Below are 19473 nucleotides of genomic sequence, written 5' to 3' on the forward strand. Positions count from 1 at the left end.
CATGAAAGAAAAAGTTGTCAGTATCGGTGATATTCAGGTCGCCAACGATCTGCCGTTTGTACTCTTTGGTGGAATGAACGTACTGGAGTCGCGCGATCTGGCGATGCGCATTTGCGAACACTACGTGACCGTGACCAATAAACTGGGCATCCCTTACGTTTTCAAAGCCTCTTTCGATAAAGCTAACCGTTCATCCATTCACTCCTATCGCGGCCCGGGTCTGGAAGAGGGCATGAAGATTTTCCAGGAGCTAAAGCAAACCTTCGGCGTGAAAATCATTACCGACGTACATGAAGCATCACAGGCGCAGCCGGTTGCGGACGTGGTGGATGTCATTCAGCTGCCTGCCTTCCTGGCGCGTCAGACGGATCTGGTGGAAGCGATGGCGAAAACCGGCGCGGTAATTAACGTGAAAAAGCCGCAGTTCGTCAGCCCGGGCCAGATGGGTAACATTGTCGAGAAGTTTGCCGAAGGCGGTAACGACAACGTTATTCTGTGCGATCGCGGCGCTAACTTTGGTTATGACAACCTGGTTGTGGATATGCTGGGCTTCAACGTCATGAAGCGCGTTTCCAACAATAGCCCGGTGATCTTCGACGTGACCCACGCGCTGCAGACGCGCGATCCGTTTGGCGCAGCCTCCGGCGGGCGTCGCGCGCAGGTAGCTGAGCTGGCGCGCGCCGGCATGGCGGTGGGCATCGCGGGCCTGTTTATCGAAGCGCATCCGGATCCGGCCAATGCGAAATGCGACGGCCCGTCCGCGCTGCCGCTGGATAAACTGGAGCCGTTCCTGGTACAGATGAAAGCCATCGACGACTTAGTAAAAAGCTTCCCGGCGCTGGACACCAGCAGCTGATTGCAATGCGTTCAGGATCAAAAAAGCAGCGGCTAAACCGCTGCTTTTTTATTGCCTGCCGGCAAGCGGGCAGGACTACAGCATAATCGTCATTAAATAGCCGCCAAAGAGCGCCAGGTGCGCGGCACCGTTCAGCACATTGGTACGGCCGGTAGAGAACGAAATATTACACAGGATCAGCACGGCGCCCATCACCACCATATGCGGCGGCTCCAGGCCGAAGACCAGCTGCTGGCCGGTCAGCGCGGCGATCAGCGTAACGGCCGGCACCGTTAATGAAATCGTCGCCAGCACCGAACCGAAAAACAGATTCATGGCGCGCTGCACCTGATTTGCCAGCACCGCTCTGATGGCGCCCAGGCCCTCCGGCGATAAAATCAGTAGCGCCACTAAAAAGCCGGTGAATTGCTTCGGCGCATTCAGCTCCGTCAGTAAATGCTCCAGCGGAACGGCGTTCATTTTGGTTACGCTAATGACCGCGACCAGATGAATCACCAGCCACAAGGCGTGCCACAGACTGCTGTGAGCGGAGGGTTTGCCGTGATGCGGATCGTCATCGTCGCCTTCATCCTCATGCTCATAGATAAACAGACTCTGATGGGTTTTGGTCTGGATCAGCAGGAAAACGCCGTACATGGCGGCGGAAATGGCCGAGATAATCAGCGCCTGAACCGTAGTGAAGTTGCCGCCCGGCAGGGCGTTAGGAAACACCAGCACCAGAATCGCCAGCGGGAAAATGGCGATCAGATACTGTTTTACGCCGGCGAGATTAACGTACTGCGTGGCGAATTTACGCCCGCCCAACAGTAGAGCAAAACCGACCAGTCCGGCGGTGACAATCATAATGATTGAGTAGAGCGTATCGCGCATCAATGCAGGCGCTGCGCCGCCGGTTGCCATCAGCGCGGAGATCAGGCTGACCTCCAGAATCACTACCGACAGGCTTAAAATCAGCGAGCCATAGGGTTCGCCCAACCGATGCGCCAGTACATCTGCATGACGTACCACGCTAAAGGCGCTGCACAGAATGCCCACCAGCGCTAACAGATTGATGGAAACCACCAGCGGCAGGGCATCGACGTTACCGTACAGCCATAAAACGGCCAGCGCCGCCAGAGGGAAAAAGAGTGAGTATTCGGTATGGCGGGTTTTCTTGCTGTCGTGCGTACCCATAGGCAATCGTATTCTCCTGTCTTATCGGTACATTCCTTATTACAGAAACCCAATGGTGAGCCTCTAAAGATTAAGCGCTGTTATGATTTTTACCAGCGCTAATAGTGTAATGACTCCAGGGCAACAGGTATGATTTTTTACTTTATTTTACTTTTGGTGGTAAATGGCGTTGCGCAGTCATATTTCATTATAAATTAACGATAAATATTTTAAAATCATAGAGTTATTTATAAATAAATACATTGAAATCGGTATTTTTTACTTAAAAAACCTTATTAAAACGTTGATTATAGCGCTTTAATACAATGAACTAACAACAATCCATTATCTGCAATATTTGCGTAAAAAACGATGCCAGGCCACACTTAAACGGACGACAACAGGAGGAAATATGCCTTATAAAACCACAGCTTCTCTGCCGGATAACGTCAAAAACGTTCTGCCTGCTCATGCCCAGGAGATCTATCAGGCGGCGTTTAACAGCGCCTGGGAAGAATATGAGGATAAAAAAGAGCGCCGGGGCGACGAATCGCGTGAGGAAGTCGCGCATAAGGTGGCGTGGGCCGCGGTAAAAAGCAAATATGAAAAGGGCGATGACGATAAGTGGCATCCCAAAAAATAAGCCAACCGCCGGGTATCGCAACCCTGCGCGCCCGGCCAAAAAAGCGTAATGTCGCCTCGCTGCGTGAGCCGGATCGTCTGCTGCAAAAATTTCCCTTAAAACACTCAAGTCTTGCTTTAAGCCGCCGATGCTTTTTATAACATCAGATTGTTATGTGACCGGCTTCACGCTTGCAAGCGCTGGCGGAAATGAATAAGGTCTGTTAATCCCAACGAAACGACAGTAAGGCTGAGCCAGTCGGCCAGAGAAATCAAAGCGGTTCGAGAGAGGAAATAAAGGTAAGGCTGAGGAGGTAAGGTTGTTAACACGCGAATTCTTATTAAAAGCAGACTGTAAAACCGCTTTTGGCGAAATTGAAGAGTCGCTGTTATGGACCAGTGAACAGCGCGCGGCCTCGCTGGCAGCAACGCTGGCCTGTCGGCCTGATAACAGTCCGGTATGGATTTTTGGTTATGGCTCCCTGATGTGGAATCCGGTTTTTGAGGCGGAAGAGGTGGCAGCGGCCACGCTGCGCGGCTGGCATCGCGCGTTTTGCCTGCGTTTAACCGTGGGGCGTGGAACGGCGCAGCAGCCCGGACGGATGCTGGCGTTAAAAGAGGGCGGTTCTACCCGTGGGCTCGCTTTTCGTCTGCCGGATGACCGCCTGCACGAAGAGCTGGAACTGCTGTGGAAGCGTGAAATGGTCACCGGCTGCTATTTGCCGAGCTGGCGCGAGCTGGCGCTGAAAGATGGCCGCCAGGTAACGGCACTGGTGTTTATCATGGACCCGCGTCATCCGTTATACGAAGCGGATACTTGCTCAAACACCATCGCGCCGCTGATTGCTCATGCCAGCGGTCCGCTGGGCACCAACGCGCAATACCTGTTTTCCCTGGCGCAGGAGTTGCACCAGCGCGGTATGGAAGATACCGCGCTCTCCGATCTGGCCAGACAGGTACGTGAGTTACAGGTCTCGCATCACGGCTTACAGGGCTAAACTAAGCGGATTACTTACTGCGTGCCGGATTGATCAGCCAGGTCCCGGCACGATTAATTTCCAGCTGCTGACTGTGTACGCCATCCTGCTGCTGGACTTCAATCAGGTAATGTCCTGCGGCCAGGTTCAGCGCCGCATAGCCATTATTGCTTGGCTTCACATCCAGCGTTTCCCCGTTCAGACTGACCGTTTCATTACTGCGCAGGCGCAAATAGACCGTTGCCATCGTCGGGCCGCTGCCCTGCGGCTGCGGCTGCGCATTGGTCGCCGTGTTGCTCGCGCTGGCGGGGGTGGCGCTCTGCTTATCGCCGCCGCTGTTCACCAGCGCGGCGATAGCGATTACCGCCAGCAGGGCACCGCCGCTCAGTAAAATCAACGGCAGCGAAAGACGACGCGGCGCGCGCGGCGTTAACGGTTCGGCGCTGGATGCGCCGTGATTTACCGCCAGCACTACTGGCTCGGGCGTAGCCGCCATTTCCGGCTCTTTCTCTTTTTCCTTCTCCTGGACCGCATTCACCGCGCTTACCATCTGCTGGACATCGCTGACCGGTAGAGAAATCAGCGTCGCCAGCTCATCAACAGACTGCGGACGATCGGCAGGTTTCATCATCAGAGCGCGATCGACGGCATGCAGCAGCGACAGGGAATAGCCTGCGGGCTGACGCTGCGCCAGCGGCTGATAGTGATCCTCAATACAGCGCACCACGCTGGCCGGGGGCGGGCTGCCGGTGATCAGCGTATGCAGCACCGCGCCCAGCGCATAGATATCGGTCCAGGGGCCCTGATCGCTATCGGTCTCTTCGCTGTACTGTTCAATAGGCGCATAGCCCGGCTTCAGCATAATTTCCGTTTCATCGGAAAGGTTGCCGATCTCCTTGCGCGCCGAGCCGAAATCCAGCAGTACCGGCAGCTGGTTATCCTGAATCTGAATATTATCCAGCGCGATATCCCGATGCAGATAGCCTGCCTGATGGATGGTGCTGATCGCGCCAAACAGCGGCGGCAATAGCTGACGTATCCACTCTTCGTTAATGGTCTCGCGGTGCTGTTGTTGCCACGCCTTTAACGACATGCCGCTATACCAGAGCGTGCCCATATAGGCGGTGCCGTTCTCTTCCCAGAAGCGCAGCACGTGCAGCAGCCCTGGGTGATTAAAGCGCGCCAGCAGGCGGGCTTCCTGGATAAAGCTCGTCAGCCCGGCGTTAAACAGCTTGCTAAATCGCTCGCTGCGCAGGCCAAGCGAAAGATCGTCATTACGTATCGCCAGCGACGCCGGCATATACTCTTTAATGGCGATGGTGCGCTCCAGCAAATGATCCCAGGCGCGGTAGACAATGCCAAAACCGCCGCCGCCAATCACATCCTTGATTTCAAATTCATTGAATCGATGACCCGCCGGGAGGGCGCCAGCCACCATATTCTGTTCTTCATTTGCCGACATAGTTACCACTCTCTGAGCGTTTACGGCCTGTTTACTGCAGGCACGCGCCTGCGTTTAATTTAAGGTGCGGTATGCGCCAATCGCCGGATCGGCGAGGTCAGGATGCAGCACATCCACCAGCATAACGGTTATCTTTTGTTTGGCGGGCAGCATGCCTGCCCAGGCTTTGCGCACGGCGTTAACGCGCGCTCTGACCGCCGTTATATCCTGCGCCGCGCTTTTATCCATTTTCACCAGCAGCGTTCCGCTGAATTGCCAGACATGCAAATGGTTATCAAAGGGCAGGATCAGCCAGCTATCTTCGGCGTTGTCATTGGTCACTACCATGCGCTGATTATTGATATTCACCACGCTTAAGGCGACGCTGTCCGGTTTCAAACCAATTAGCGGATAGCCCTGCCAGAAGTTCACCTGCAGCGGTTCGCTTTTGCCGTCGCTCACCAGCGTTAACTCGCTGGCGCCTTCCAGCCACCCCTCGGTAGAGCAGCTCAGGTTGCGGTTATCCGGGATAAACAGCGACTGGCCGTTATCGTCCCACCAGGTGCGGAAGTGACAGCCGCCCGGCAGCTCAAAATGCTGCAGCGGTTCGCTATTCGCGGGGCGGGAAAGATCGAGCGGAGCGGCGTTATTGGCGTTAGCCGTCGCCGTCGCATCGGCGGTCACCACCGGCCGCCAGTTTTGCGCCTTTACCGCGGTTCCGCTGGCCAGCGCTGCGCCCTGGCTATCCATCATCTCCCACGGCAGCTCCTGCAGCTTGCCGCACTGGTTGGCCAGCAGCGTACCGACGCGCGGCAAAAAGGAGGTTAATACCGTTGAATCTTTACTTTCGCCGGAAACAATACGCAGATGCAGCGTATCCTTACACCAGTCCTGCGGCGCATTGCTGGCGACATTATCGATAAAAACCTCCAGCGCCATGCTGGGGGAATAAACCACGCGATAGTTTTCTGCATGAACGGCAGAGGCCATCAGCAGCGCGATAGCGCCGGGCAGCCCATATTTTACCGCACGCAGGCACTTGGTCAGCAATCTCATAACGCTCCTTGGAATTAATCGCGAGGCGGCAACAGGCGTGCCGAATCAGCCAGTGACTGTAATAGGGTCGTTTCCTGCGGCGAACCGACCCAAACGGCGACGGCGCTCAGGTTATCGTTTTTACGGGTTTTATCGATGGCCTGCTGCATCAGCGTTAACCACTCTTCGCAGCTGTTCACCATACGCAGCGCCTGCTCCATCTCAGCGGTCGCCAGATGGAGCCAAAAGCCGTCGCTGCATACCAGAAAGGCGTCGCCGTCCTCCAGCGTAATCACCTCGCTGTAACTGACCTCGCGCATCGTTTCAGCACCGAGCGCATTATAAAGTAAATTACTGTTAATGCCGGTATTTTCGTAACCCGCATCCTTCATTCTTTGCGCCAGACTGTGGTCATGTGTGACCTGTTTCACATAGCCGCGCCGGAAATGATAAATGCGGCTATCGCCAGCGTGCGCCCACCATGCCAGCTGTTGCGCGCGGTCGATAAACAGCGCGGCAAGGGTGGTGCTCATGCGCTGTAATTTCAGATTTATCTGCTGTGCCTCACGGATGGCGCGATCGCTTTTTTCAATCGCCTGACGGCTTTCCGGCATGCCAAACGGCTGAGACGCCAGCGTATCTACCAGCGTATCGCAGGCGATGCGCGCCGCCTGTTCGCCGCCGGGCAGGCCGGCCACGCCATCACATACCACAAAACAGGCGTTGTGTTCGGTCAGCAGATGTCCTACCCGATCCTGATTGTTAGCGCGCTCGCCCTGTTGCGAGGTCATGGCAAAGGCGATATTCATTCGTTCTCCATTCGCGTCTGAGAGTCTTTATACTGATTCACTTCCATATCATAGGCGTGCAAAAAGGCCTCGCCGAATAGCGAATGAAAGTCATCTTCCAGCTCGCCGGCGGTGCGCTGGTAGCTGCGTATAAAGTAATCCCACAGCGCCGCTTTGCGATGCGCGGTAAAACGCATTTTCGGCAGTTGCCCATCCTGACGTGCGTTATCTTCCAGCCGCTGCGGATTAAACGACTGCAGCATGGCGGCGATAATCGCGCGGATACCGGCGATCATGCCGAGCTGATGCGCCTGTAAATCGACCAGTGCGTCGCGTACCGCCTGTTCTGGCTGCATAAAACCGGGCATCTGGCTCTGATACATCTGCATCAGCACCGTTTTGCCTGAGGGCAAAATCTTAAACGGATTGTTGGCTTCATTCAGGATCATGGTCATTTCCGCCTTCACCCCGCGCTTGAGGATCGAGCGTGAAGAGAGCAGCGCGACCGTGCCCTGCGAAAACAGGCTCAGCATGCGGCCGGTCATCCGCATCTGCTCTTCGGTCAGGCCTTCTTTGCCATGATTATCCAGCCCCATGCCGTCCAGCAGCGCCTGGATTAGCCGCCCGTCGCTGCAGGGCGCCGCGCTTTCCGTACGCTCGCTGTGATCGCGCGGCAGCGGATCGATATCCAGCCGGGCGCTGCTGTGCGAGTTGCTTCGGCTGGCGGTGCTCTCGGCGGCGGCCGGCTCCAGCGTGCTGGTCACCAGCGGCGACGTGTCATGCTGCGCCAGTCCCAGCGGATCGTCGGCGAGGGCGTGCTGTTGAAACAGGGAGAGCGGATCAAAGCTGCTGGCCAGATTCTCGCTGACGGTTTCATGGCGCGGATCGCGCACCTCAATCTGATATTCGCCAATGGTCAGGGTGTCGCCGTGCTGCAGTAACACCTGACTGTCACGATCCAGCGGACGCCCGTTTAATACCACGGTGGTTACGCTGCCGCGATTGGTCAATCGACATTCACCCTGCGGGGAAATATGCACCACCGCCTGCAGGCGGGAAATGGCCCGCGCTTCATCCGGCAGGACTAAATCATTGTCCTGACTGCGGCCAATCGTGCCGCCGGGAGGTAAAAAGTCGACTGTTTGATGGGGCACGCCTGTCTGTTGCACAATGGTAAATCGCATGATGATTCCTGCATCAAGAAGTCGGGACAAAAGGCATTACTCAAACATCGGTGGATAAAGGCCGTTACGTCCCGGCTGCGCACCCGCCGCCGGGTTGAACAGTAGGGAAAAAAGCTGCGCATTTAAAATGCCGCTGTGCTTGTGGGTGGCGTGAGGAAATCCGTCGCAGCGGTTGCTCCACCAGTAGCTGATAAAATGCTGTGAGTTAAAGCGATCGGCGACTTCGCGCCAGCTTAAGGTGCAGGGCAGATCCTGATAGCCGATAACGTCCATAATGGCGGAGCGTTGCTTTTCCGGTACCGGCAGCGGCGGCAACGCCAACAGATTTCCTTCCAGCGTATCAACCGGCTGCGGCTCGCGCACTGCCTGCCACAAACAGCTTCCCAACTGACGATACCAGTCGCCGGCGATAATCAACTGCGCGGGATGCCACTGCTCAGGGGTAAACGTTTTTACCGCCACCAGCGGCCAGATGCGGCCCACGCGGTCGCGAGAGGGTAGCAGGCAGCCCATCTGAATGCGTTGAAAGCCGGGCGTCACCGGTATGATAAAGTTCCACACCGGCGCGCGCAGAAAAGCGTCCGCCGTGACTTTTTGCTGATGCCACTGGGAGATCCCCTGTTGAAACCAGTTGGACCATCCGGTGACCATGCTATCCGACAGCCGTCGCTGCAGGAAATCGCCGGTCACCGGTAGCTTGCCATACCAGCCGGGGGCTAATTTCTCCGCCATAACCGTTACCTCACTGATGCCGATTGCCCGCTTGCTGCGTGGATGCTGCGGACGCGGTCGCAAACTGTTTGCCGTCCGCCGTCGAATCCGCCAGGCTGGCCGCCAGCTTGCGCATAAGTAATGCGTTGTCGCGAGCGAAGGGCGACGACTGAATCTGCCGGTCCAGCAGCTGGCTAAGGTGCCAGTCAAGCTGCTGAAGATCGTGCGTGGTGACGCTCGGCGGCAGGGTACGCTGTAAGTTTTGCATCAACCAGCCGCGCAGGAACTCGCCGTCGTAATTGCGCGGCTGATAGAGCATTTGATAGGCGCGCAGGGCATTACGGCTAAATTCGCTGTCATCGCCTTTGTCGCTGCCGAGGATCCGCGTGATTTCCTGCGCGACGCGCGGCAGCAGCAGCGACTTCAGCGCATTCTGGTACAGCACCCAGGCCGCGTCGCTAACCTGATCGCCGCGATAGAGCCCGGCGCGCATGCTAAGCGGCGGGCTATCCAGCGAGAAGCTCTCTACCTGCGGCAACTTCACCAGGCTATTCAAATAGGGTAGCAGATCGAAAATGGTGCCGGCGTTTTGTCGGGCAAGTTCCTCGCCCTGATGTGTCAACGGCGGGACGCGCTGCGCAATTTGCTGAAGATAGTGCTGGTTTTGCACGTAGCTGGTAAACCACAGGCCGCAGGCCAGCAGTAGCCCGGCGGCCATCGCGCCCCAGGCGGCCCAGTGCAACAGTCGATTACGATCTTCCCAACGACGATCGCTGCCGGCCAGGCCGCTCTCTTCAAAAATCAAATCGCTCAGCAGATGGCGAATAAAGTAGCTTTGCCCTTTATTGCCAGGGATCGGCGCGGCGCGGTTAACGCTATCCCAGGCGGCAATCGAATGCTCGCCGGTGCGCGGCAGCTGAAGCTTACGCGTGAGCTGCCCCATAATGCGATCGAACGGCAACCCTTCCTGGGTGCCGCTGGTAAAGAACAGGCCGCGCGGCGACCAGGCGACCGCGCCGCCGACGGGAGAAAAAACAATATCCAGATACTCCGCCAGCAGCGGACGCAGCGAGGCGAACTCCTGCGGAAACAGGAAGCAATCGGCACGCTGTATCAGTTCGTTCTGCTGCGCCATCCGGTGCGCCACGTCATGCTGTAGCTGCTGTTGCAGCAGGGTGAACTGCTGCTCGAAATGGCGGTTAAGCGACGCGCCACCGTCGCGGTTCGGCTCCCAGGGAAAGGTAAAGCCCCAGATGCGATCGCGCTGCTGCTTATCCAGCGTGGCGAAATAGCCCATAAAGCCTTTCAGCAGATCGGTTTTGGTCACCATGATATAGACCGGAAAGGCAATGCCGGTCTGCTGATGCAGCTCCTGCATGCGTTGACGCAGGGCGGTGGCCTGAGCATAGCGCGCCTCGGGAGCATCGCTCAGCAGGTCGGCCACGCTGATAGTCATGATTACGCCGTTAATCGGCTGGCGCGCGCGATAGCGTTTCAGCAGGGCGATAAAGGTTTGCCATTCGCTGGCGTCACGTGCGCGCTGGCTCTCCTGCAGAGTATAACGCCCGGCGGTATCCAGCAGCACGGCGCGATCGGTAAACCACCAGTCGCAGTGGCGCGTGCCGCCGATGCCGCGCACGGCGCTCTTGCCCAGGCTATCGGTTAACGGAAACTCCAGCCCGGAATTCAGCAACGCGGTGGTTTTACCGGCGCCCGGCGCGCCGACAATCATGTACCACGGCAGCTGATAGAGCCACGGCGCGCTATAACGCTGCCAGCGGCTGCCGTGACGCTTACGGCCAAACTGCGCTTTTTTCAGCAGGGCAATGGCTTCGTTAAAGCGATCGGTAAGCATGCTTTCCGTCGCCTGCTGCTCCGCCGGATCGAGCATCGCCTGCTGCTGTAGGTTGGTCAGCAGACGATTATTAAACCAGGCGTTATACAGGCGGGGGATCAGCTGCATCAGGATCCAGAAAAAATAGCCGAGGCCCATGACCAGCTGACGATTAAATACCGGCTCCAGCGGGCGCGTATCGTTAAACACCAGCAGCGGGCCGACAATCCAGACCAGGCAGGCAAAGGCGCTGATGCCGATAAAGCCCCAGACCAGGCGACTGGCGAGCAACGGGGGCCAGACTTTCTTCATTACGGCTTCTCCTTGTGCGCTGGGTTCGCCGGAGCCGGCGCGGCGAACAGCGTAATTTCAATACGGCGATTGCGGGCGCGATTCTCTTCGCTGTCGTTCGGCAGCAGCGGCTCGCTATCGCCGCGTCCCTCGGCCTTCACCTGATGGCCGGCGCTCAGCTGCTGGTTCAGCAGGGCGGTCACCGCTTTGGCACGCGCCAGCGAATATTCATAGCTGGAGGGGAAACGGTTATTGCGCGGTACACGATTATCGGTATAGGCCGAAACCAGCAGGGTGCCTTTAATATCCTGCGCCGCGGCGGCCACGCGCATCAACAAAGCGCGTCCGGAACTGCTTAACGCAGTTGCGCCCGGGGCGAAAAGTTTATCTGCGGGGAGAATAATCTTGCTGCCGAAAGGGCCGTCAGTGACTTCCAGCTGACCGGCGGCCAGCACATCGCTTAAGCGCTGGCGTAAATTAAGTAAGGACTGCGGCGTCGCCGCTCCGCGTGACAATGTCACTTCTGGCAACGGCGCCTGATAAATCGCGCGCAGCAACGGTTCGGCCTGGCTGCCCAGCCGCCAGTTCAGGCTGCTGTAAACCAGACCGGCAATTAAAGCGGTAATCAGCAAACAGCTCCAGAGCGGCACCGGCGGGCGCCAGAACTGGCTGGTCAATGGCCGCGCTTCCACCGTTACGCTGGCAGGCGCATCCTGGCTTTGACGGGTTTCGGCAATCAGCTGTCCAAGGCGGGTGCGCAGGGTATCGCGTTGCTGACGGCCATTTTCCATGCCGCGATAGCGGCCTTCATAGCCCAGCAGCAGGCAGTAGTGAATTACTTCCAGCAGCGCCAAATGCTGCGCCGGCATTTGCGACAGGCGGGAGAGCAGCTGGAAAAACTTTTCTCCGCCCCAGCTTTCGTTATGAAAGGTCACCAGCAGACCGTTGCCCGACCAGACGCCGCGAATGCCCCATGGGGTCTGCGCCGCCGCCTCGTCCAGCGTGCTGCAAAGGCAGTAGCGCGCGCCGATAATGGTTTCGAACGGCAGGCCCGCCTGTTTGCAGCGGTTTTCAAACTGACGCACCTCTTCCACCAGCTGCAGGCGCAGCCCGGCTGGATCGTCATGGGTGGCAGCCATACGAATGTGCACAATGGTATTCAACAGCGGGGAGGCCGCTGCCAGTAATATATTATCCGTGCTCGTGTTGTATGCTTCACGGGCAGTATCTACAGGCGTCATTGAATCACATTATTCCAGACCGAAAATATCCCATTTTCAGCAGTCATCAGGAGTTCCTGCCGGGCCAGGCACCGGCAGGCGTAGCTTAATCAAGGATCCAGGTTGCGGTATTGGCTTTGCGACAGGCTTTACTGGCGCCGCCGACATCGACACACACCTGCTGGCTGGCGCGGCGCGGACGCGGGCGGTCATTGCGCAGCGTTTGCTCGTAACGATCGCTGGGCACGCCGGCTTTCATCGGCACATAGCCGATAAGCTGCGTGTCATCCGGATCGGCGATCGCCAGCCAGCCATTTTCCACCTTACCCAACACCTGGAAAGGCTTGCCGTTTTCCAGATAGCGCACCACTTTGCCGCCGTAGTCGGGCGTGGTCATCACCGATGCGTCATACAATGCGCGGTAGCGCTCATCAACCGGCGTAAACTCGCCGGGCGCACTGACCGCATGACGATGAACCAGCGTCACGCCGTTGACGGTACTGCTGACCAGCGTATCGTCATTGACGGGCGGCGCAGGGGGTTTACAGCCGGCAACGGTCATAACAGCGAGTAATGTCAGCGCGAAACGAATTTTCACTTTGATCCTCACGATCTCATCAGATTATCTGGACAAAAGCCAGTGCCTGTAGCGCAGAGACGCGGCGGGCAAGCCTGAAGCTTGCCGTTCTGTGACGCGGCTGGCTGGAAAAATTGCTCAGATTTACAGAAAGATAAAACCAGGCTCAGTCTACCTGACACTTTTGAGAATTCAAACCATTGCGCGGGTCTGTTTCTCATGTTATTCGCCGCCGCGTCACCTCTGGGCGCATTAACGCGACGGCGGTCTCAGATAAGTCTCTGGCAAGTATAGACAGCAAAGCAGGCGTGGCGCAGGCTTAATGCAACACACGAAAAAAGAAATCGGGCGGAGAGAGAAAATTGCCCGACGGCAGAGAACGCCCGCCGGGCAAGCTATTTCAGAATTTACAGACGGAAATGGCCGGCGGTATCGGCCAGTTCGTTGGCCTGATATTTCAGCGCGCCGGCAGCGGCGGTGGATTCCACCACCAGTTCGGCGTTTTGTTGCACCATTTCATCCAGCTTACCGATCGCCAGATGAACCCCCTGAATGCCATGCAGCTGGGTTTCACTGGCCAGCGTAATGCCCTCCATAATGTCGGACACGCTGGCAACGCTGCTGACGATATCGTTCATACTTTCACCCGCCATACGCACATAGCGCGAGCCGGTCGCTACGCTTTGCGTGGTGCTGTCGATCAGCGTTTTGATCTCTTTCGCCGCCTGCGCGCTGCGCTGCGCCAGATTACGCACCTCACCGGCGACCACGGCAAAACCACGGCCCTGTTCGCCGGCGCGCGCCGCCTCAACCGCCGCGTTGAGCGCCAGGATATTGGTCTGGAAAGCGATACCGTCGATCACGCTGATAATATCGCCGATTTTGCCGGAGGCCTGTTCAATGGTTTCCATCGTGGCAATAACGCTGGAAACGACCTCGCCGCCGCGCCGCGCGGCTTCCGATGCGGAAGCCGCCTGCTGATTTGCCTGCATGGCCGACTGGGTGGACTGGGTCACCGACTGACTGATCGCGTCCATCGCGCTGACCGTTTCGCGCAGGTTATTGGCCGCCTGCTCGGTACGCCCGGAGAGATCGGCGTTGCCGCTGGCGATCTCATTGGCGGCGACCTGCACCGAGGCGCTGGCGTCGCGCAGCTGCGTCATCACCGTGGCCAGCTTATCGGTAAAGGCGTTAAAGGCGCTGGCGATTTGCGAAACCTCATCGTTGCCGTTCACCGGCAGGCGCTGAGTCAAATCGTCATCGCCAGAGCTGATAGCGCGCATCGCATCGCGAATCGACAGCAGGCGGCGCATCAGCGCGCCAATCAGCAGGCCAATTACCAGCGCGGCGACCAGCACCAGCAGGATCAGCGAAACCGCCGAAGCGGAAAGCAGCGAATGCATACCGGCGTAAGCTTCCGCGCGATCCAGCGCCACCACCAGATACCAGTCGGTACCGCTGACCGGCTTCGCCAGCAGCAGTTTATCCACGCCGTTCAGCTGCGCCGCAACCGGCGTCGCGCTGCTTAACAGTGCAGAGACATCAAGATCCGGCAGCAGGGCTTTCACCGGCTTCAGCGCCATGCCCGCATCGCTGGTGGTGACGATGGTGCCGTTTTTATCGATCAGCAGACCGCTGCTGGCGGGCGTCGGATGAATCGAGCCGACGTTTGCCACCACGCTATCCATCGCCACGTCGCCGGAGAGCACCGCCTGCAGCGTACCGTTCGCGATCACCGGCACGGCGAAGGCCACCACCAGTTTACCGCTGGTGACATCGACATAGGGCGGCGTCACTACTGGCTTTGCGGCGGCCTGCGCCTGCAAATACCATGGGCGGCCCGTAGGATCGAAATCGGGCGGAATACCGACCGCATCGGAAAATTTCGCCACTTTGCTGGCATAGCCGGCGTAGACGTTAGTAAAACCGCCTGCTGCGGCAATCTGCCGGAACGCCGGAACCGGGTCGGCGTCCAGCGCTACCGGCTGCAGCGAGGCGATCATGGCGGATTTACTGTTAACCCATTCAGCAATGGCGGCATTATGACTATCGGCCACCGCTTCCAGCGTGCTGGTAATTGAGCGCTGGTTATATTTCTCGGTGATTAGATAGTTCAGCGTGGCGTTAACCATTAACGCCACCACCACGCAGGCAGTAGTAATAGCAACAATACGGGCACGAATAGAAGAGAGCATGGTGGAGCCTCGTTGAAGCGGAAGTTGTTCTTTGGGGTATCGGTAGTCTGCGTAAACAACTTGAGGCGGCCGGGTAAAATATAAGTAAAAACTATTACCGCGCCGTGATAATAAGCGGCACGCACTTTGCTTGATCGCTAACGGATACGGTTAACGGGGCGATCGATGATGGAAAACACCACCAGTTATGCCTGGCGTTATTGGTTAGCGTCACGGGAAAGCGAACGGGTCGCGTTGCAGGCGCTGTTAAATAGCGAAGCGCTGCTGGAAGCGACGAGCGCCTTAATTCACGCTTTGCAGCGCGAACGCGGCATCTCCACGCTTTGGCTGTGCAGCGCTACCGAGCTCACGCCGCCACATCTGGTCACGCGGCAAGAGGAAGTGGATCAGGCGCTGGAGGCGATGCTGGCGCTGTTGCCGATGCCGGAAAAGCGCGCCGCCAGTGGTTTTTATGGCCGGGCGGCGCTGGCGCTGCAGGCATTGAGCGGGCTGGCGCCGCTGCGTGAGCAGGTGCGGCGGCGGCAGTTCTCCCATGGTGACGCGATGCAGCAGTTCAGCGAACTGATACGGCATCTGCTACATCTGATCTTCGAGGCGGCGGATAACGGCAGTCACAGCATGTCGCGCGCGCTGCTGGCGCTGTTCAGCTTTATGCAGGGCAAAGAGCTGGCGGGACAGGAGCGAGCCACCGGCGCGGCGGGGTTTGCTGTCGGTCAGTTCAGCCAACAGGAGCGTCAGCAGCTGGTCACGCTGCTGGAGGGACAGGAGCGCTGTTTCACCGCCTTCTGCCAGTTTGCCGATGAGGAGAGCCTGCAGGCGTGGCGTGAGATGGCTGAAGCAGGACGGGAAACGGAAAAGCTGCGGCGCATCGCCTGCAGCGGAATGAATGCGCGCGGCGCCGATGCGCAGCACTGGTTTCGGCTGCTCAGCGAGCGGTTGGACGGCATGAAGCGGATAGAAGCGCGCCTGCGGCGCCAGGTAATGCAGGTGTGCCGTGACGGCATCTCCCGGCTGGAAACCACCCACGCCACGCTGCCGCAGGCTACCGACAGGCAGGCGCTGGGCTACAGCCTGTACGTGGCGAACACGCCCTGGCTGGAAGAGGGTGGCATGCTGGACGCCGCTGGCATTGCGCCGCAGCTGGGGCGCTCGCTATTAACGCTAATAGAGAATCAGGCCCAGCGTTTGCAGGCGCAGAGCGATGAACTGGCGGCGATGCACGCCACGCTGGAAGAGCGTAAAGCGATCGATCGCGCCAAAGCGCTGCTGATGCAGCATCACCGGTGCGATGAGCCACAGGCCTGGCATACGCTGCGTAAAATGGCGATGGATCAAAATAAGCGGGTCGGCGAGATTGCCCGGGCGATGGTCGAAGTGGCTGCCGCCTTCTCGCTACCTCAAACCAGGTAGCTGCACAATCAGCGTGCGCGCGCTGCCGCACCAGAGTGCGCCAAAGGGCGCCTTGACGCGTCACGGCGCGCCGAAAGCGGTATAAAAACTGGCACGCTGCTTGCAATATATTTACTACAACGTACGCATTTGTTTCGCCAACGGCGGTGAAGCGAGTGCTTTGGATAAAGGCGTCCGGTCGCAGGCTTACAGCCCGTGCGACGGACGCCTTTTTTTATCTCTTTTTTCAGGAACCACAGAATGAGCAACGCGCGTTTTATGTCGTCACGTCGTCGTTTTCTCGTCGGTAGCGCCCTGGCAGCAGGCTGCGCTCTGGTGCCGGGGTTGGGCAGCGCGGTCTGGGCTGCCGGTTCTGACGCGCCAGAAAAGCCGCAGGTGCGCGTGGGCTTTATCCCGCTCACCGACTGCGCCCCGGTGGTAATGGCGGCGTTAAAAGGGTTCGATAAAAAGTACGGCATTAGCCTGCAGCCGTCGAAAGAAGCGAGCTGGGCGGCGGTGCGCGATAAGCTCGCCTCCGGCGAACTGGATGCCGCGCATGCCTTGTACGGCATGATCTATGGGCTGCATCTTGGCATTGCCGGGAAACAACAGGCGATGGCGAATCTGATGACCCTGAACAACAACGGCCAGGCAATTACGCTCTCCAGCCAGCTGCGCGCGCAGGGCGTCCACGATGGCAACAGCCTGCAAAAGCGAGTAGCCGCCAGCGAGCCGGGCACCTTGCGCTTTGCCCACACCTTTCCCACCGGCACGCACGCTATGTGGCTCTATTACTGGCTGGCCAGCGTGGGGATCGATCCCTTCCGCGACCTGCGGCTGCTGGTGGTGCCGCCGCCGCAGATGGTGATGAATATGAAAATCGGCAATATGAGCGGCTTCTGCGTCGGCGAGCCGTGGAATCAGCGCGCCATCCACGAGCAGGTCGGCTACACCGCCGTCACCAGTCAGCAGGTCTGGCCGGATCATCCGGAAAAAATCCTCGCCACCCGCGCCCAGTGGGTGAATGAGCACCCCAACACCGCCCGCGCCCTGACCGCGGCGGTGCTGGACGCCGCTCGCTGGATCGATGCTTCAGACGATAACCGCCGGGAAACCGCGCGGGCGATTGCCGGGCGCGCATACCTTAATACCCAGCCGGAGGCGATTACCGGACGCATGCTCGGTCAGTATCAGGACGGGCTGGGGCGCAGCTGGCAGGATGAGCACGGCATGCAGTTTTTCCGCGACGGCGAGGTGAACTTCCCGTGGCTGTCGGATGGCATGTGGTTTTTAACCCAGCTGCAACGCTGGGGGCTGCTGAAGCAGCAGCCCGACTATCAGGCGGTGGCGCGCGCCATTAACCGCACCGACGTCTACCGCCAGGCCGCCAGCGCGGTCGGTAATATCCCGGTGCCGCAGAGTGAGATGCGGCGCAGCACGCTGATTGACGGCAGGGTCTGGGATGGCAGCAATCCTGCCGCCTGGGCTACCGATTTCGCCATTAAACGCCGAGGAGTCCCCGTATGAAAAATGAAGCTGAGATCGTGACAAGCACGGAAACGGCGCCCGCCGTCGCGCAAGTGATCGTCTTGCCGCCCGCCGCACCGCGCCCTCGCCGGCGTCGCTGGCGATTCAACGCGCTACTGAAGCGGCTAATCCCGCTCTGCTGCGGTCTGCTGCTGCTGCTCGGCGTCTGGCAGATCGCGGCGCTGAACAGCAGCGGCTTTCCCACCCCATTGAGCACTGCCCAGGCGGCGCTGACGCTGTTTGCCCATCCTTTTTATAACGGCGGCCCTAACGACCAGGGCATCGGCTGGAATGTTATCGCCTCGCTGACCCGCGTCGCGGTGGGCTTCGGTCTGGCGGCGCTGGTGGGCATCCCGGCCGGCTTCCTGATTGGGCGTTTTCGCTTTCTGGCGGAGATGTTCAATCCACTGATTGCGCTGCTGCGTCCGGTCAGCCCGCTCGCCTGGCTGCCGATTGGCCTGCTGCTGTTTCAACGCGCCGAACCCGCCTCCAGCTGGACTATTTTCATCTGCTCGATCTGGCCGATGATCATCAATACCGCTGAAGGCGTACAGCGTATCCCGCAGGACTATCTCAACGTGGCGCGGGTACTGAAACTCTCCGAATGGACCATCATGCGCAAAATCCTCTTCCCGGCGGTGCTGCCGGCGGTGCTGACCGGCGTGCGCCTGTCGATCGGCATCGCCTGGCTGGTGATCGTCGCCGCAGAAATGCTGACCGGCGGGCTGGGCATCGGCTTCTGGATCTGGAACGAGTGGAACAACCTCAACGTAGAAAACATTCTGATCGCCATTTTCATTATCGGTGTGGTGGGCCTGCTGCTGGAGCAGGGACTGATGCTGCTGGCACGCCGCTTCAGCTGGGAAAAATAAGGGGGATACGCCATGCAAAACATTATTCAGGTGCAAAACGTCAGCCAGCGTTTTCATAGCGCCGAAGGCGAGTTTCTGGCGCTGGACAACGTCTCTTTTAACGTGCGTGCCGGGGAAACCCTCAGCCTGATCGGGCATTCCGGCTGCGGCAAATCGACGTTGCTTAACCTGATTGCCGGGCTGACGCTGCCCAGCGATGGCGTGCTGCTGTGCGATAACCGCGAAATTGCCGGACCAGGCCCGGAGCGGGCGATGGTCTTTCAAAATCACTCGCTGCTGCCGTGGCTGACGGCGCAGGAAAACGTGGCGCTGGCGGTGGATCAGGTGTTTCAGCACAGCATGAGCCGGGCGGAGCGGCAGGCGTGGATTGAGCATAACCTGGCGCGAGTGCAGATGAGCCATGCGGCCCATAAGCGCCCGGCGGAGCTGTCGGGCGGCATGAAACAGCGTGTCGGCATCGCCCGCGCGCTGGCGATGAAGCCGCGCGTGCTGCTGATGGATGAGCCGTTCGGCGCGCTGGATGCCCTGACACGCGCTCATTTGCAGGATAGCGTGATGCGCATTCAGCAGGAGCTGAACACCACCATTGTACTGATTACCCATGACGTGGACGAGGCGGTGCTGCTTTCCGATCGGGTATTGATGATGACCAACGGACCGGCTGCGACGCTGGGCGAGATCCTGACTGTCGATCTGCCGCGTCCGCGTTCACGCGTGGCGCTGGCCGATGACGCGCGCTATCACCACCTGCGCCAACAGATCCTGCACTTCCTGTATGAAAAACAGCGCCACGCGGCCTGAGG

17 protein-coding genes are annotated in these 19473 nt (G+C 58.7%); 7 read left to right on the forward strand and 10 right to left on the reverse strand.

The genetic code is table 11. The features are described from left to right. Window position 1: 1 nt before the first annotated feature. A complete protein-coding gene (gene kdsA / locus K6958_RS09520; RefSeq protein ID WP_249894405.1) occupies window positions 2–856 on the forward strand; it encodes a 3-deoxy-8-phosphooctulonate synthase in 855 nt (284 codons plus the stop codon). A gap of 75 nt (window positions 857–931) precedes the next feature. Here kdsA and chaA read toward each other — a convergent pair whose 3' ends face one another. Beyond that, complete coding sequence (chaA, locus tag K6958_RS09525) at window positions 932–2029, reverse strand: sodium-potassium/proton antiporter ChaA (RefSeq protein ID WP_249894406.1); 1098 nt, start codon at window positions 2027–2029, stop codon at window positions 932–934. Between the two features lie 391 nt (window positions 2030–2420). Between chaA and chaB the strand changes: the two genes are divergently transcribed. Continuing rightward, window positions 2421–2651 (forward strand): putative cation transport regulator ChaB, encoded by a 231-nt coding sequence (gene chaB, locus K6958_RS09530; protein WP_249894407.1) that lies wholly within the window; start codon window positions 2421–2423, stop codon window positions 2649–2651. Window positions 2652–2949: 298 nt separating this feature from the next. Beyond that, window positions 2950–3627 (forward strand): gamma-glutamylcyclotransferase, encoded by a 678-nt coding sequence (locus tag K6958_RS09535; RefSeq protein ID WP_249894408.1) that lies wholly within the window; start codon window positions 2950–2952, stop codon window positions 3625–3627. A 10-nt stretch (window positions 3628–3637) separates the two neighbouring features. Here K6958_RS09535 and K6958_RS09540 read toward each other — a convergent pair whose 3' ends face one another. The 9 genes from K6958_RS09540 to K6958_RS09580 all read right to left on the reverse strand — a co-directional run bounded on the left by K6958_RS09540 (window position 3638) and on the right by K6958_RS09580 (window position 14882). Continuing rightward, the gene (locus K6958_RS09540; protein ID WP_249894409.1) at window positions 3638–5068 is read right to left on the reverse strand and encodes a serine/threonine protein kinase; all 1431 of its coding nucleotides are present in this window, start codon (window positions 5066–5068) and stop codon (window positions 3638–3640) included. A gap of 54 nt (window positions 5069–5122) precedes the next feature. Next, a complete protein-coding gene (locus K6958_RS09545; RefSeq protein ID WP_249894410.1) occupies window positions 5123–6103 on the reverse strand; it encodes a hypothetical protein in 981 nt (326 codons plus the stop codon). A 14-nt stretch (window positions 6104–6117) separates the two neighbouring features. Next, window positions 6118–6891: a PP2C family protein-serine/threonine phosphatase gene (locus tag K6958_RS09550; RefSeq protein WP_249894411.1), complete on the reverse strand. Its 774-nt coding sequence runs from the start codon at window positions 6889–6891 to the stop codon at window positions 6118–6120. After that, window positions 6888–8054: a type VI secretion system-associated FHA domain protein TagH gene (gene tagH / locus K6958_RS09555; protein WP_249894412.1), complete on the reverse strand. Its 1167-nt coding sequence runs from the start codon at window positions 8052–8054 to the stop codon at window positions 6888–6890. The genes K6958_RS09550 and tagH overlap by 4 nt, the downstream gene beginning before the upstream one ends. Before the next feature lie 36 nt (window positions 8055–8090). Continuing rightward, a complete protein-coding gene (gene tagF / locus K6958_RS09560) occupies window positions 8091–8786 on the reverse strand; it encodes a type VI secretion system-associated protein TagF (protein WP_249894413.1) in 696 nt (231 codons plus the stop codon). A gap of 10 nt (window positions 8787–8796) precedes the next feature. Then, window positions 8797–10911, reverse strand: coding sequence for a type VI secretion system membrane subunit TssM (gene tssM / locus K6958_RS09565; RefSeq protein WP_249894414.1), 2115 nt, complete (start codon window positions 10909–10911; stop codon window positions 8797–8799). Then, window positions 10911–12131: a type IVB secretion system protein IcmH/DotU gene (gene icmH / locus K6958_RS09570; RefSeq protein WP_249894415.1), complete on the reverse strand. Its 1221-nt coding sequence runs from the start codon at window positions 12129–12131 to the stop codon at window positions 10911–10913. Before icmH ends, tssM begins: the two co-directional genes overlap by 1 nt. Window positions 12132–12216: 85 nt before the next feature. Continuing rightward, on the reverse strand, window positions 12217–12672 hold the full coding sequence (locus K6958_RS09575) for an SH3 domain-containing protein (RefSeq protein WP_249894654.1): 456 nt from the start codon (window positions 12670–12672) through the stop codon (window positions 12217–12219). A 422-nt stretch (window positions 12673–13094) separates the two neighbouring features. Beyond that, window positions 13095–14882, reverse strand: a complete 1788-nt coding sequence (locus K6958_RS09580) for a methyl-accepting chemotaxis protein (protein WP_249894416.1) — start codon at window positions 14880–14882, stop codon at window positions 13095–13097. A gap of 165 nt (window positions 14883–15047) precedes the next feature. Between K6958_RS09580 and K6958_RS09585 the strand changes: the two genes are divergently transcribed. The 4 genes from K6958_RS09585 to K6958_RS09600 all read left to right on the forward strand — a co-directional run bounded on the left by K6958_RS09585 (window position 15048) and on the right by K6958_RS09600 (window position 19471). Beyond that, entirely contained in the window at window positions 15048–16292 is a 1245-nt protein-coding gene (locus K6958_RS09585; protein ID WP_249894417.1) for a nitrate- and nitrite sensing domain-containing protein, read from the forward strand. Window positions 16293–16532: 240 nt separating this feature from the next. Beyond that, window positions 16533–17798, forward strand: coding sequence for a CmpA/NrtA family ABC transporter substrate-binding protein (locus K6958_RS09590; protein WP_434085205.1), 1266 nt, complete (start codon window positions 16533–16535; stop codon window positions 17796–17798). Then, entirely contained in the window at window positions 17795–18670 is an 876-nt protein-coding gene (gene ntrB, locus K6958_RS09595; RefSeq protein ID WP_249894418.1) for a nitrate ABC transporter permease, read from the forward strand. The genes K6958_RS09590 and ntrB overlap by 4 nt, the downstream gene beginning before the upstream one ends. Window positions 18671–18682: 12 nt before the next feature. Next, a complete protein-coding gene (locus tag K6958_RS09600) occupies window positions 18683–19471 on the forward strand; it encodes an ABC transporter ATP-binding protein (protein WP_249894419.1) in 789 nt (262 codons plus the stop codon). The last annotated feature ends 2 nt before the right edge of the window (window positions 19472–19473 follow it).

It is taken from the genome of Mixta hanseatica (genome assembly GCF_023517775.1).
GTDB lineage: Bacteria > Pseudomonadota > Gammaproteobacteria > Enterobacterales > Enterobacteriaceae > Mixta > Mixta hanseatica.